This is a genomic window from Pediococcus stilesii (genome assembly GCF_001437075.1).
In the GTDB taxonomy this organism is placed as follows: Bacteria; Bacillota; Bacilli; order Lactobacillales; family Lactobacillaceae; genus Pediococcus; species Pediococcus stilesii.
Window position 1 is genome coordinate 1 of record NZ_JQBX01000012.1, and the last position, 14,636, is coordinate 14,636.

A 14,636-nucleotide genomic window follows, 5' to 3' on the forward strand; every position below is an offset into this window, starting at 1 on the left:
TATCACACCAAATATTGTACAGCCTCTAAAATTAGGCAATTTTCCCCTTATCTCTCAGATTGATTCTCAGATTTATGGTTGAGTCGATACTTTCGACTTCCCACCCCCAAAGCCAAAATCAAAATTGAGATTCCTACCGCCAGATATCCACTAGCCCCCAATTTGACGTTATTAAACATATTGGTCATCCCAGAAGTCCGAGCTTCATTTTGATAAATAATAAAAAAGACGTATCCATACATTAGGATATTGATGATGCCACCCATTTTAACCAACAATCTCTTCTGGAAAAATGCTCCAACCATTAGTAGTGCTGGTCCAATCAGTAATCCAAATAATGTCGATGTATTTCCTAATGATTTTAAAATACTCATTAATGTCGTTGGGGTACTATATCCCGCAACGACGGCCGATGCAAATGGGCCAATGTACGAAGTGACAACTAAAATAATCGCCGTAAAAATTAATAGATTATCCTTAAACGATCGTTTTCTTATTACATTTTTATTTTGATCTTCCTTTTTAGGATCATCCATGTGAACTGCCGGATGATCCCTTAAGTCTTCTACCTCTTCATTTTCGTCAGTTGGCGCTATTGGTTTATCTTCTTTTTTTTTAGAATTTTGGGTGATTTTTCCGAGTGCTTCTTTGAGTTTAGTGAAACCCGCCTTAATCTTTGAGTCGGCGACCTTACTATCTACGCCAACTTTCTTGGCATAAAAATAACCACAAACTAAAACGAGCATTGCGACCACAATCGCAATCATTTTACTCAAAAACGTATAAATCAAGATTATCAATAGCAGCGTTACTATTGTCGTTAAAGGATTATTCTTAATCCAAATTCCAAGACCGGATAAATAACTTAAAATCATTTCCCACCAATTATTTTTATGCGAATTTACTCGACTACTCGTCTCATCCGGATCCGCCTTTTCTTGCTCTGGCTCTTCTTCATCAACAAGATCCGATACATCTAACTCTCGATCTTTATACATTTCCGCTCGTGTCGGCTTAACTTCTTCCTCACTTTTTCCAACAGCAAATCCGCAGTTCGGACAAAAATTAGCATTTTCAGGTAGCTTTGCACCACAGTTTAGACAATATTTCATTGCTGATTCCCCATTTAAATTTAATTATATATACTCCACTTTAAAGCATTTTAGCTGCTAACCAAAACTTTACTTAAAATCTTTAGCTATTCTAAATGAATTTTTTAAAAAATAAAAATAAAAAAGCCTTATGCATTACCTAAACAGTAACGTACAAGACTTCTATTAACAGCTAACTACTCTTTTTCAATACTAAACCGATTGTTGAAGAGTGGACTAACTGGTTTATTTTCGTGGATTAAGCGAATAATTCGGATCTACTATTTTAAAGTTTCCATATAAATCATCTGAAATAATTACGTCTCTATTTTTCATAATAAAAATATACTTAACATGGTCATTGTTACCAATTAGTTTCTTTGTTTTTTCGGGGCCATTATAAAATGCCAAGCTTGACCATATTTCTCCATCAACCGATGTTTTCGTAATAACTGTTACTGCTAGTACATCGTTGTTTACTGGGTACCCAGTTTTTGGATCAAAAATATGGTGATAGCGACGTCCGTTTTTATTAAAAAATCTTTCGTAAATACCGGTAGTAACCACCGAACATCCTTCGATTTCAACGGTGCCCATTGAAGTATCTCGTATTCCCAGTGGTGATTGAATTCCTATTTTCCATCTATTAAAATCTCTCGAGCCTTGACCAACAAGTAAAACATTGCCTCCTAGATTGATAATGCCTTTCTTTACTCCATTACTTACCCAAAAATCTTTCAAAGCATCCGCTATGTAACCTTTACCAATCCCTCCAAGGTCAATTTTCATCCCTTCATGTTTCAAAAAGACACTACTATTTTCCTGATCTAAAATAATATCACGAGGATTTGTAATTTCCATTAATTCTTTAATCTTAGTTTTACTGGGGAGGTTAGCTCCTGTAAATCCAACCCTCCATTGTTTTACTAAGGGGCCTATTGCAACGTTAAAGCCCAAATTTGCACGGCTGATTAAAACAGCCTTTTTGATAATTTCAAATGCAATTCTACTAACTACTACCGGATGTTTTCCAGCATGATTATTAATATTAATGACCTCTGAATTCATTCGATTAATCGTTAAAATACTTTCATACTCTTCTACCAGATTTTCACTTTTTTCCAGCAAGTAATCGACTTTTGGTTCATATAAAGTTAACACATTTTCCGTTCCTAACCCCGTAAAAGTTCTACTGAATTTAGACATTTAAGATCCTTCTTTAGCTAGAATGAGCTATTTTTTTAAATATTCCAATCTTGATTGATTAATTTCATTATCAAGTTCAGCTGTATACTTTTGAATTTCTTCATTTGACCAATTAAAGTAGTTCGACATGGCTTCCGTAACACCTTTTTTCATTCTATCAACTTCATCATTCTTAAATAAAATATTGTATGTTCGACGAAGCAAAAAATCTACGGGTGTTAACGTCATTTCCTGTTCTAGAGAATAATTAAGAGCTAAGGTTTCTGCTAGTGTTAAGTTCTTAATTGGTTTAGTTTTTTCAATATCATTAAATATTTCGATTACATTTGATCCATATAAAGTAACCAATTCTTTAGAATCTTCAAGATCTAATCCTTTTTGTACGCCCTTCTTAGTAAAGGAACTTAACACCTCCTCAGCATTGTCCGAATCAAAATTTCCACCCGAAACCTTCAATTCGGCTGAGTCTACTTCATTAAATTTTTCTATAAATTCATCTCGTAGAATTTGGCGAATTTTTTTCATCGCACCATTTGCCATAACCCTATAATCGGTTAACTTTCCTCCCGCCAATGTAATCAAACCATCGTCCGCAACCTTTAAAGCACTCCCCCTTGAAACAGCCGATGGTGCTGATAGACTTCCAGCGTTGCTCGCACCAGTGACAACGTCCGTATCTTCTTCATTTTTTTCCACGCCTAGTAACGGACGAATTCCCGCCCAACTCGCTTCGACGTCCTCGATTGTTAAATTTGCACTTGGGTATTTTTTATTGATAATGTCTAATAAGTAATCGACGTCTCCTTGTTCTACCTTAGGATTTTCATAATCTCCGTCAAAATCAGTATCCGTTGTTCCAAAATATGTTTTGCCTTCACGTGGAATGGTAAAGATCATTCTGCCATCATTAGTACCAGATCCAAAGTATGTTGGTTGTGGCACGTTTAGCCTAGACTGATCAACCACCAAGTGAACCCCCTTTGTAGGTCGCATATGTGACTTTTTATCCGCATTATCATCCAGATGACGAACGAAGTCGGACCATGGTCCAGAAGTATTTATTACAATTTTCGAATGTATATTAAATTCTTCCCCTGATAGGATGTCCTTAACCCTGACTCCGTTCACGCCACCAAACTTGTCGTGTAAAATTTCTATGGCCTTAATGCGACTGACCATTAATCCACCTTCGTCGTGCGCACGTTTAATGTTTTCTACAACTAGTCTAGAATCATTATTTTGATAGTCTAAATAAACTCCACCACCAACTAACTTTTCTGGGTTCAGTTGTGGCTCTCTTTTTAAAACTTCATCCTTATCTATCGTGTAATTTGCATATTTTTTTAGATTATCTTTTTTATTAATCCCTGCTAAATGATCATACAAATCCATAGCAACTTTAACTGAAAACATTGAAAATGTTGTCCCCGGCTCATCATAAATCGGCAAAATCATAGGATCAGGCCGCGTCATATGTGGTGCAATATGTTGAACAACTGCACGTTCTTTTACAGTATCAGAAACAACCTCCACATCAAAAGTTTTTAAATACCTAATTCCACCATGAACCAATCTGGTCGAACGGGACGATGTTCCTCCTCCAAAATCTTGCATTTCGATCAGTCCTGTTTTCATTCCAGCAGCACTTGCCTGAATTGCAACCCCTGCACCTGTAATTCCTCCTCCAATAATTAGTAAATCTAATTCTTCACTTTTCAGTTGAGTAATTTCTTTTTTTCTATCTTTAATTGAAAATGACATTTTTTCTCCTAACCTAAACTTTTTAATTTACTTTAGTCTTACTTCCAAACTGTCTCGTTGCATTAACAGCTTTTTTCCAGCCCTCGTATAACACATCGCGTTTTGTATTAGACATTTTAGGCTCAAACTCTGTTCCTTTATTTTTTAATTGCTTTAATTCGTCCACATCTTTCCAAAATCCAATACTTAATCCGGCTAAAAAGGCTGCTCCCAGTGCAGTCGTTTCTAAATCATCCGCTCGAATAATTTTAGTATTCAAGATATCTGCCTGAAATTGTAATAAATAATTATTTTTAGCCGCTCCTCCATCAACCTTAAGTTTAGGAATTTCAATATCAGAATCTGATTTCATGGTATCGATCACATCTCGACTTTGATAAGCAAGGGACTGTAACGTTGCTTTGATAAAATCATTTCTTGTTGTTCCTCTGGTTAATCCAAAGACAGCGCCTCTCGCCGATGAATCCCAATAAGGGGCACCCAGTCCCGTAAAGGCGGGTACAACGTATACTTCATCAATATTTTTTGAATTTAATGCTGCTTTTTCTGAATCAGAAGCACTTTGAATTAGCTCCATCCCATCTCTTAACCACTGAATTGCCGACCCCGCAACATAGATACTTCCTTCTAAGGCGTAATTAACTTTTCCATTTATTCCGTAAGCAATAGTGGTTAATAAACTATTCTCAGACATTTTTGCGGTTTGTCCTGTATTCATAACCGTAAATGCCCCCGTACCATAAGTATTTTTGATAGTTCCGGGATCCAATGCTAATTGTCCAAACAGGGCTGCCTGTTGATCTCCCGCCATTCCGGAAATTGGGACCTGACTGCCATAAAAATGATAGTCAGCCGTTTTACCATAGATTTCGGAATTGGACTTAATTTGAGGCAGCATCTTTTCCGGAATATTTAATATTTTTAAAATTTCCTTATCCCAAGCCAAATCATGAATGTTAAACATCATGGTACGACTAGCATTTGAATAATCTGTTACATGTACTTTACCGCCCGTTAGTTTCCAAACTAACCAAGTATCAATTGTTCCAAACAATAATTCCCCATTTTCGGCTCGCTCTTGTGCACCAGGAACTTGATCAAGAATCCAACGAACCTTTGTTGCAGAAAAATAGGCATCGATAGTTAAACCTGTCTTATTATGAAATTTTTCTTCATTATTATCTTCTCTCAACCAATCAGCAATTTCTGAACTTTGTCTAGACTGCCAAACGACAGCATGATAAATTGGCAATCCTGTTTTCTTGTCCCAAATTATCGTGGTTTCACGTTGATTAGTAATACCAATTCCTTTAATTTGTGCTGGCTTTATGCCAGATTCTATAAAAACATTCGCAATTGTTGATAAAACTGCATTCCAGATTTCATTGGCATCATGTTCCACCCATCCTGGCTGTGGAAAATACTGCCTAAATTCTTTTTGTGATTCTATTACCTTTTCTCCAGAGTGGTTGAAAATAATACTCCTCGTACTCGTTGTTCCTTCGTCAATTGATAAAATATAACTTTCGTCCAAGACGAATCCCTCCATTTACTCCTTTTTTTGCGATAATTTTGAATAAAAAAGAAGCTGAAGAAGGTTACTGAATACTACTATTGAACCATCAGTTCCGATATCAGCCTCTCAAAATTCTACTAGTTTAATTCTATTTTTTTATTATCAATAATATCTTTAGCTTGGTTAACCAAAGATGACACAATCTCTCCGGCGGATTGAGATTCCTTAATTAATCCCGAAATTGCACCGCTGAATAAGACACCTGTATCCGCATTATCTTTTCTTACAGCATTTCTGAGACCAACATTCATTGATTCATTGAACTCTTCTCGCGAAACCTTTTCTTCTTCAAGTTCCAATAATTGATCCGTTTTGCGGTTCTTGATTGCACGACTAGCATCTCGAATAGTTTGTCCAACTACAATGGTTGAGCTATCAGTTGCGTCAATAACAGCATTTCGCCAATTGTCACCAACGGGACTTTCCTTCGCAATCGAAAAGATTGTTCCACACTGCACTCCCTCCGCACCAGCGACAAAAGCACTTACTACACCACGACCATCACCAATTCCACCGGCGGCAATTAATGGAATTGAAACCGCATCGGCTACTTGAGGCCAAAGGACCATCGATGTTAATGAACCAATATGTCCTCCGCCTTCCATACCTTCTACGATAACGGCATCTACTCCCATTGCTTCCATTTTCTTGGCAATCTTCACATTTGGAACGACTGGCATAACGATAATATTTGCTGCTTTTAGATCTTTCATGTAATTTTTTGGTGTCCCTGCTCCAGTTGTAACGACCTTAACGCCTTCTTCTATGACCACTTTAACTACATCGGGGGTATTAGGATCCATCAGCATTAGATTTACCGCAAAAGTTTCATTAGTCAATTTCTTTGCTTTTTTAATTTCTTCTCGAACTTCTTCTGGTTTTTTGCCACCAGCAGCAATGATTCCGAGACCCCCACCATTTGAAACCGCAGCAGCTAGTTCAGCAGTAGCAACTTCTTGCATAGCACCCTGAATAATTGGATATTTAATGTCTAATAGTTTAGTTACTCTATTCATAATATAATTCCTCCATTTTTAAACTTGTTATTTATTTTGAAAGTTTGCAGCACGCTTCTCTAGAAAAGCTGACATTCCTTCTTTTTGATCCTTTGTAGCAAACGTCTCCGCCCAAAGCTGGGTTTCAAAGTCAATCGCAACATCTAACGGTAAATCAGCTCCACGATCAATAACATATTTAGCCATTCCAACGGCAATTAGCCCATTTTTCATGATTTGTTTTGCTATTTCTTTTACCTTAGGTACTAGATTTTCTGGTTCAACAATTTCTTCAATCAATCCGATTCTAAATGCTTCTTCCGCATCAATCATTGTGCCCATTGCAATCATTTCTTTGGCTTTTCCTCGACCAACAAGGCGTGTTAATCGTTGAGTTCCACCGAATCCTGGAATGATTCCTAAAGTCACTTCGGGTTGCCCAAATTTTGCTTTATTTGTCGCAACACGAATGTCACACGAAGAAGCTAACTCTAAACCTCCGCCAAGAGTGTATCCATTAATAGCCGCAATTGTAAATTGGGGAAGATTTTCAATTTTTTCAAAAGAATTGTGCGCCAATTTAGATAAGTTTGCAGCTTCAATTGAATTCATACTTTGCATTTGTGAAATATCAGCGCCTGCCACAAATGATTTTTCTCCGCTACCGGTGATTACTAAAATTTTTACATCATCAGCGTGAGATTTTACAACATCTAAAGCTTTACCAATATCTTCTAGCGTTGCAGAATTCAATGCATTTAACGACTTAGGCCGATTAATAGTTAAAGTTGCGATTCCATCATCATTACTAAGTAAAACATTTTTAAAAGTTCCTAATTCTGTCATAAGTATTCCTCCACTTTCGTATTAAGCGCTTTCAACACTGCAAATACTAGGACGTCAATTTTTTATTTGCAAATTCCATCTAAAAAAAACGTTCTCCCGTATTTAATAAAAAGCCCATTAAATCAACGTTTTGATTTTCATTGAAATTATTTCAAAAAATAATTTTTGAAGATGTTTATGTTTTTAACGATCTCAAAAACCTTGTTTTAAAGCGGTTTAGGTTGAGCATAACTTATAGTTATCAACATAATGAATGATAGTACGGGTTACAAGCATCAATTTGTTCAGGTATATTCACATTGGGTTGTATTAAAAATACTTATATGCGAAAGGAAGTTATTTTATGCAAAGCACTTGGTTAATCAAATATTTAGCAGAATTTTCGGGAACTTTACTTTTAGTACTATTAGGAAATGGTGCCGTAGCTAATTCTTTTTTAAAGGATACTACGGGGAACGGTAATTCTGGTCAGGCAAATGGTGGTTGGATTTTTATTGCATTAGGTTGGGGATTTGGCGTTATGCTTCCTGCCATGATGTTTGCTTCAATTTCAGGTAATCATATCAATCCTGCAGTTACAATTGCTCAAGCCGCAGCAGGAATTTTCCCATGGGATCAAGTTTTACCTTATATTGTCGCTCAATTTTTAGGAGCGATTATTGGTCAGCTTCTCGTTGTATTAGTGTATTGGCCATATTATAAAAGGACGAATAATGCAGACAAAGTTTTAGGTACATTTTCAACAGGTGACACAATTGGAAGCAAATCAAACGGATTTATAACAGAAACTATCGCAACTTTTGCTCTTGTATTTGTTTCAATGGGATTATACCGTGGTATGTTTTTTAAAGAAGGGATTGATATTGCGAATATTGGCGTTGGTCTAATGATTACTACCTGCGTAATTTCAGTTGGTGGACCAACTGGACCGGCTCTAAATCCCGCACGTGATTTAGGGCCGCGTATTGTTCATGCGTTATTACCGATACCAAATAAAGGCGACTCACATTGGGAATATGCATGGGTTCCCGTTATTGCAACCACGTTAGGAGCCATAATTGGAATTTTCTTTTACAAAATATTTTTCGGATTATAATTTTCTTTTAATAATTTTATATAGTATATATAATAGTTATGGGAACTATGAATAACAGTCATTGGTATAAAGCTCTAAACCGTTATAAAGTGATTATGTAATAATTTACAACTTATTACATAGCTACAATCAGCCAGTTATTTTTTGATTAATTTAGGTAGCGCTTTCAACAATGCAATTATTTCAACATTTGGCTGATTCTTTAGACTAAAAGGAGATGTACCAATTGACTGTTCAATTTATTAATAGTAGACAAGCTGCCAAATTAATTCCAGACAATGCAACTATTGCCTTAGACGGTTTTCTTGGCAGTGACGTTCCCGAGGAAATTTTAGAAAATATAAAAAGTAGATATATAAAAGAAGGACATCCTAAATCACTTGACGTTTGGCATGCTTCCGGAATCGGCGACGGAATAGATAAGGGTACCAATAACTTTGCGGTAAAAGGCCTCCTTCATCGATTGGTTGGCGGACATTGGGCACTTGCCCCACAGTTACAACCCCTTGTTGCAGAAAACGATTTTGAGGCATTTAATTTTCCGCAGGGTGTTTTGTCACAAATATTCAGAGATTCTGCTGCTCATAAGCCAGTCCAAATTAATCGTGTAGGCCTAGGAACCTTCATTGATCCCGACATCCGTGGTGGTCGTTTAAATAAAGCGGCTGAAAATGCTACTTTAGTTAATAAAATGTCAATCCATGGAAAGGATTATTTAGCATACGAAGTTCCAAAACCAAACGTTGCCTTACTACGTGGCACTTACGCGGACGAAAATGGAAATGTTACGTTTGACGATGAGCCATTAACTTTAATCGCTACATCGGTTGCCATGGCTGCTCACAATAATGGCGGAAAAGTATTCGTTCAAGTAAAGAGAATTGTTAAAGCCGGATCTTTGAAGCCAAAAGATATCAGGATCCCTGGCGTTGTGGTCGACTATGTTGTAGAAACTGAAAACGAAGCAATGACTATGCAAAGTACATCAACACAATACAACCCCAACTTTGTGAACCAAAATGTCATTGTTCCAGAAGGAGAAATTAATATTCCCCTAGATGCTAAAAAAGTGATTGCTCGTCGCGCTTCGTTACTTAAAAACGAGAAAGACACAGTTGTTAATTTTGGAATCGGTAAATATCCGGAAACTGTTTCACTAGTCCTCAAGGAAGAAGGAAAAGCCGAAAATATAATTACTACTGTGGAGCCTGGGACTTTTGGCGGCGTTCCACTTGGTGGAGGAGACTTTGGATGTGCCATTTCACCGGAATCTACCATTGATGAACCATACATGTTTGATTTTTATGATGGAGGCGGTATTGATATAACATTTTTAGGCCTTGCAGAATTGGATAAATTAGGAAATGTCAATGTATCTCAATTCGGACCTAAGATTGCCGGAACTGGCGGCTTCGTTGATATCACTCAAAACACACCTGCCATTGTTTTCACCGGAACTTTTACTGCAGGCGGACTGAAAGAACATATTGAAGATGGAAAACTAATTATCGACCACGAAGGCAAGTCGGATAAAATAGTTGGAAACGTTCAACAAATTACATTTTCAGGTAATGTCGCATTCAATAATAAGCAGCAAGTCTATTATGTTACGGAACGTGCTGTATTTAAACTGGTTGAGAACGGCATTGAATTAATTGAAATTGCACCCGGTATAGATTTAGAAAAGGATATACTTGCTCATATGGGATTCAAGCCACACATTAGTTCAAATCTCAAATTGATGGATGGAAGAATTTTCAAACCCGACCTAATGCGCAATCAGGAACAGGTTGTTCAACCCGTCATTTAATACTTGTAGTTTTAAAAGGTGATGCTTGTCATCACCTTTTTTAGAATCACATATTTACAGGAGGACAAAATTGGATACCATTTTAAAAAAAATGGCCGTTGAATCAATTATAAATAATCCTTTTGAAACATCTGCAATTATTGGAATTACTGGTAATATTGCTTCTGGGAAATCGACAATGGCCATTAAACTCATGCAAACGTATAAAACTCTCTTCCCCGATTTACATGTTCAAACTATATCTACCGATAATTTTCTAAAGAAAAACTCAATTTTAAAAAAAGAAAATATATTTAATAAAAAAGGATTTCCAGAGAGTTACGATCAAACACTAATTGATAAATTCATAGATGCCATACATACAAATTCCCAAATATTTTTACCAGTATACGACCATCAGATTAATGATATTGTCCCAGATAAGAAAATATTTATCAATCAGCCTGATATATTGATTATTGAGGGATTAATCGTGTTACAACCCGATTTTTACCCATTACTTAATTACTCCATTTTCATTGATTCTAGTCCAAGCGACAACTATGAGTGGTTTAAACAACGATGCTCAAAGCTTAAATTGCAAGAAGCATATCATATGAACGACAAAGAGTTTTACTCTTTAATGGATTATAACTGGACATCGATAAATCTCGTTAACTTTAATAATCATATTTTACCCTTAAAAAATCTTGCTACTAGATGTATACGGTTGAACGTTCAACATCAAATTGAGTCCCTTGTCTAAAATATCAACTTCTTATTTCTTCGAATTATTGAAAGGAAATGAAAATCATGATCGAATTCAATCAACTGTACTACTTAATTACCATCGTGGACAATGATTTTAATTTAACTCGGAGTGCTAAGCTACTACATCTAACTCAACCTGCGCTGAGCAAATCCATAGCAGAGTTGGAATACAGACAGGACGTCAAAATTTTTAACAGAAAAAAAGGAAGAATCGTTGGATTAACTACTGTCGGTAACAAACTCATCCATGACGCAAACAAAGTTTATAAAAATTACACAACAATGATGGCCCATTTACAAAATATATCCTCTTCCGATCACGGTACAGTGAGAATTGGTATCGCTCCGGTCATTATTTCTACTGTTTTTAGTGATGCAATAACACTTTTTATGCAAGAAAATCCTGGCATAAAATTGGAGCTTGTTGAAAAAGGTGCTTATAAACTACAAGAAATGTTGGCCTTAGGTAAGCTGGATCTCGCAGTTCTGGTATCACCCGTTACGTTTAATTCAATTGAAGAATCAGTTATATACAGAAATTCTGTTGCCGTCTGGTTCAATAGACACCATCGATTTCATAAAATGGCGGGCGCTATTCCTCTATCTGAAATTGCTAAAGAAAAAATCATCACATTGTCTGACAACTTTATGGTAACGTATCAGTTCAAAAATTTATTATGTAAAAATCATCTAGATCCTGATATTTTTTTCCAAACTGAATCCTGGGACTTGATCCTCAACATGTGTCAAGATACCGATTCTATTGGAATCATAGCGGCTCCAATAGAAAATAATTATGATGTAAAAGAAATTGAGCATCGCGATATAATTCCTTATTTTCCGTGGAACATTTCTATTTGTAATGTTTTTAATGCTCAACCCAATGCAACTGTGGATCATGCAAAAGAATGGTTTAAGAACTATTTTTCATAACCAAAAGGCCCAATGGTGAAGAATTATCTTCATCATTGGGCCTTTTTTAACTTAAACTCAAGCGTTTTTTCAGAAGCTACTCTTTTTCAATACTAAAACGATTGTTGAAGAGTGGACTAACTGGTTTATTTTCGTGGATTAAGCGAATTGCTTCACCAATTAGTGGTCCAACTGAAATACTAGTAATTTTATCGATTTTCTTTTCTTCTGGAAGTTGAATTGAATCCGTCACAATCAATTCCTTGATTGGTGAGTTTTGAATTCTTTCAATTGCAGGGCCTGACAAAACTGGATGAGTACAACTTGCATAAACTTCAGTTGCACCAGCGTCAATCAATGCTTGAGCACCAAGCGTGATTGTTCCCGCTGTATCAATCATATCGTCAATCATAATACAACGTTTGCCCTTAACTTCACCAATAATATTCATAACCTCAGCAACATTAGCACGTGGGCGACGTTTATCAATGATCGCAATTGGAGCCTTCAAAAATTCAGCTAATTTACGAGCACGCGTTACACCACCATGATCAGGCGATACAACCACGGTATCTTCATCAAGACCGCGTTCGATAAAGTGATCGGCTAAAAGTGGTGCACCCATCAGGTGGTCCAAAGGAATATCAAAGAAGCCTTGAATTTGAGCTGCATGGAGATCAAGAGCAATAATTCGTGTTGCTCCTGCACGTTCAATCATGTTAGCAACTAATTTAGCTGTAATTGGTTCGCGTGAACGAGCCTTACGATCCTGACGAGCATATCCATAATAAGGAATAACGATGTTGATAGTCTTAGCGCTTGCACGTTTCAACGCATCAATCATAATTAACATTTCCATCAAATTATCATTAACAGGAGCAGATGTGGATTGAATAATATAAACTTCATCACCACGAATACTTTCTTCAATATTAATACGAATCTCACCATCTCGGAATCGATCTACAGATGTTTTACCGAGTTCTACACCAACTGCCTTAGCAATCTTTTCAGCTAAGGGCTTGTTCGAATTCAAAGCAAAAATTTTTAGCTTTGGATCGGAATAATGTTCAGACATGTTTGCCTCCAAAAGATTATAAGATATTGAGTTTATTCAATTTTTCCATATAATATCATAATTCATTTTGCCTACTAAAAGCAAGTTACTAATGTAATTACTACTCTTTTACTCCCGATTCTCCTTTTCCGCCTTCAAAGCTGCCTCGTATACCGGCAACTTCTTGAAAAATCCTTCTTTATTAACTTGACGTCCACGGGCAATTCCCATTTCATATTGTTCGACATCATCAGTAATCGTTGAGCCAGCGGCAACATAACTATGATCAGCCAACTTAACCGGTGCAACGATGTTAGCGTTGCTTCCGATAAATGAATAGTCGCCGACCGTTGAGTGATGTTTATTAACACCATCATAATTAACAAATACAACTCCACAACCGATGTTAATGTCAGTACCTAATGTCGCATCCCCAACGTAGCTCAAATGTCCCATTTTTGTTCTCGCACCTAATGTCGCATTCTTTACCTCACAGTAGTTTCCAATGTGGACAAACTCGCCAATTTCGGACTTTGGACGTAAATGACTGTGCGGTCCAACATTACTGTCATGGTGCATTACAGCCTTCTCTAGATGTGATGAAGTAACCGTTACACGATCTTCAATCGTCGAATCCACAATTTTAGAATGTGCTCCAATTACACAATCGGAACCGATCTTAGTGTTCCCTTGCAATTGGACTCCGGGCTCAATGATTGTATCTGATCCGATTTCAATCCCATAATCAATATATGTGCTATCAGGATCAATAATCGTAACGCCATTAACCATGTGCTCGTCGTTAATTCTTCGTTGCATAACCTTAGTTGCTTTAGAAAGCGCTAGCCGATCGTTAACACCCATTGATTCTGAAAAATCATCCATCTCGTAAGCTGCAACAATTTCTCCGGCATCTTTCATGATTCCAATTACGTCAGGAAGATAGTATTCACCTTGTGCATTATCATTTTTAACTTGGTGAAGCGCTGCAAAAAGCTTCTTATTATCGAAACAATAAACTCCTGTATTAATTTCGTTAATTTCTGCCTCTTCGTTAGTTGCGTCTTTTTGTTCAACAATCTTGGAGACCACTCCAATTTCATTTCGAACAATTCGACCGTATGAAAACGGATTGGCCGTCCGAGCAGTCAAAATCGTTGCTGCAGCACCTTTTTGACGATGATACTCAAATAAATTTTCAAACGTTTTTGCCGTAAAAAGCGGTGTGTCACCACTAACAATCATGGTCATTCCGTCTTTATCGCCCAAAATTTTTTCTGCCTGTAAAACCGCATGCCCAGTTCCTAATTGTTCGGTTTGAACGGCATATTCGGTTCGATTACCCAGTAGTTCACGCACTTTCTCAGCACCATGTCCAATAATGGTTACAACATGATCCATATCAGTCTTCTCAACTTGGGTTAGCACATGGTCGACCATGGCTTTTCCACATACTTGGTGTAAAACCTTGTAAAGTTTTGACTTCATTCGGGTTCCTTGACCCGCGGCTAAGATAATTGTATTTTTCTCCATAAT

Annotated in this window: 12 protein-coding genes; 4 read left to right on the forward strand and 8 right to left on the reverse strand. The window is 36.8% G+C overall.

The genetic code is table 11. From position 1 onward, the window contains the following. Positions 1 to 47: 47 nt before the first annotated feature. The 6 genes from IV81_RS06180 to IV81_RS06205 all read right to left on the reverse strand — a co-directional run bounded on the left by IV81_RS06180 (position 48) and on the right by IV81_RS06205 (position 7,475). Positions 48 to 1,112, reverse strand: coding sequence for a zinc ribbon domain-containing protein (locus tag IV81_RS06180; RefSeq protein WP_057803351.1), 1,065 nt, complete (start codon positions 1,110 to 1,112; stop codon positions 48 to 50). A gap of 225 nt (positions 1,113 to 1,337) precedes the next feature. Next, positions 1,338 to 2,297 carry an FAD:protein FMN transferase gene (locus IV81_RS06185; RefSeq protein WP_057803353.1) on the reverse strand — a complete coding sequence of 320 codons (960 nt, stop codon included), beginning with the start codon at positions 2,295 to 2,297 and terminating at the stop codon, positions 1,338 to 1,340. Between the two features lie 27 nt (positions 2,298 to 2,324). Further along, entirely contained in the window at positions 2,325 to 4,058 is a 1,734-nt protein-coding gene (locus IV81_RS06190; RefSeq protein ID WP_057803355.1) for an FAD-dependent oxidoreductase, read from the reverse strand. Positions 4,059 to 4,080: 22 nt separating this feature from the next. Beyond that, a complete protein-coding gene (gene glpK / locus IV81_RS06195) occupies positions 4,081 to 5,592 on the reverse strand; it encodes a glycerol kinase GlpK (RefSeq protein ID WP_157059758.1) in 1,512 nt (503 codons plus the stop codon). A 119-nt stretch (positions 5,593 to 5,711) separates the two neighbouring features. Continuing rightward, positions 5,712 to 6,650: a nitronate monooxygenase gene (locus IV81_RS06200; RefSeq protein WP_057803359.1), complete on the reverse strand. Its 939-nt coding sequence runs from the start codon at positions 6,648 to 6,650 to the stop codon at positions 5,712 to 5,714. 27 nt (positions 6,651 to 6,677) lie between these two features. Then, positions 6,678 to 7,475: an enoyl-CoA hydratase-related protein gene (locus IV81_RS06205; protein ID WP_057803361.1), complete on the reverse strand. Its 798-nt coding sequence runs from the start codon at positions 7,473 to 7,475 to the stop codon at positions 6,678 to 6,680. Positions 7,476 to 7,818: 343 nt separating this feature from the next. Here IV81_RS06205 and IV81_RS06210 point away from each other — a divergent pair, with 343 nt between their 5' ends. The 4 genes from IV81_RS06210 (at position 7,819) to IV81_RS06225 (ending at position 12,064) form a co-directional block, all read left to right on the forward strand. Continuing rightward, a complete protein-coding gene (locus IV81_RS06210) occupies positions 7,819 to 8,571 on the forward strand; it encodes an MIP/aquaporin family protein (protein ID WP_057803362.1) in 753 nt (250 codons plus the stop codon). A gap of 226 nt (positions 8,572 to 8,797) precedes the next feature. Further along, the gene (locus IV81_RS06215) at positions 8,798 to 10,381 is read left to right on the forward strand and encodes an acyl CoA:acetate/3-ketoacid CoA transferase (RefSeq protein ID WP_201780922.1); all 1,584 of its coding nucleotides are present in this window, start codon (positions 8,798 to 8,800) and stop codon (positions 10,379 to 10,381) included. A 70-nt stretch (positions 10,382 to 10,451) separates the two neighbouring features. After that, entirely contained in the window at positions 10,452 to 11,126 is a 675-nt protein-coding gene (locus IV81_RS06220; protein WP_057803367.1) for a type I pantothenate kinase, read from the forward strand. A gap of 47 nt (positions 11,127 to 11,173) precedes the next feature. Then, positions 11,174 to 12,064, forward strand: coding sequence for a LysR family transcriptional regulator (locus IV81_RS06225; protein WP_236696840.1), 891 nt, complete (start codon positions 11,174 to 11,176; stop codon positions 12,062 to 12,064). 76 nt (positions 12,065 to 12,140) lie between these two features. Here the strand turns inward: IV81_RS06225 and IV81_RS06230 are convergent, their stop codons facing one another. Beyond that, complete coding sequence (locus IV81_RS06230; RefSeq protein WP_057803369.1) at positions 12,141 to 13,121, reverse strand: ribose-phosphate diphosphokinase; 981 nt, start codon at positions 13,119 to 13,121, stop codon at positions 12,141 to 12,143. Positions 13,122 to 13,229: 108 nt separating this feature from the next. Next, on the reverse strand, positions 13,230 to 14,633 hold the full coding sequence (gene glmU, locus IV81_RS06235; protein ID WP_057803371.1) for a bifunctional UDP-N-acetylglucosamine diphosphorylase/glucosamine-1-phosphate N-acetyltransferase GlmU: 1,404 nt from the start codon (positions 14,631 to 14,633) through the stop codon (positions 13,230 to 13,232). Positions 14,634 to 14,636 lie beyond the last annotated feature (3 nt).